The organism is Mesorhizobium sp. M4B.F.Ca.ET.089.01.1.1 (assembly GCF_004022605.1).
Classification (GTDB): domain Bacteria; phylum Pseudomonadota; class Alphaproteobacteria; order Rhizobiales; family Rhizobiaceae; genus Mesorhizobium; species Mesorhizobium abyssinicae.
In genome coordinates this window covers 1-689 of the sequence record NZ_RZOS01001124.1, presented here as the reverse complement: position 1 = coordinate 689, position 689 = coordinate 1, and the positions used below count along the sequence as shown (strand labels likewise).

Sequence of the window (689 nt, the reverse complement as noted above, 5' to 3'; positions counted from 1 at the left end):
AGGTATTCCATCGCGCTCTGGGTGGCGGCGTAGTTGTCAAAGCCGATACAGGGCACGATCTCTTCGGGGATATACGAGTAGGTCGTGACGACCGGTATATGCGGCTCCTTCAGGTAGCGCACCAGTGCCGGATCCTCTATCGCCCCAACCAGCAGCAGCGCTTCGGCGCCGCGATCGACCAGCGTCTTGACCTTCTCGAACACGTTGGCGTGCTCGAAACCTGTCGTGGCGACAATCGTGATGTAGCCATGCTGAGCGAACGTATCCTGGAAGTGATTGATCATCTTTGCAAAGATAGCGTAGTCGAGGGTGGGAATGGCGGCCCCGACAATGTGTGTCTTACGCGACCGAAGCGCCTTGGCGGCAGGATTGGCGGCGTAACCGAGGCGTTGCGAAATCGCCAGCACACGCCGGCGCACATCCTCGCTGACGAGATCGGGCAGGTTGAAGGCTCTCGACACTGTCGCGACAGATACGCCCGCCTCCCGGGCGACATCGAACACGCCAGCTCGTTTCTTGAGCTTTGACTGTTTCGTCTTTTTACCGGGCATACGCCGCCACCGTGATCGTTGGTTTCACCGACCTTCAGCCTTTGTCTTCGACTTCGCCCGGCTTGACAAGTCATAAAGCGCTTCAGGTGAAATCGTTTTCATATTTCAAGATTGGCGCTTGACAAGGGGGTGCTGGGT

General features: G+C 57.6%; 1 protein-coding gene. It reads right to left on the bottom strand.

Translation table 11 applies throughout. The features are described 5' to 3' along the window. Window positions 1–551: LacI family DNA-binding transcriptional regulator (locus EN780_RS36385; protein WP_133372961.1), on the bottom strand; the 551-nt coding region annotated here is incomplete at its 3' end. Window positions 552–689: the final 138 nt, after the last annotated feature.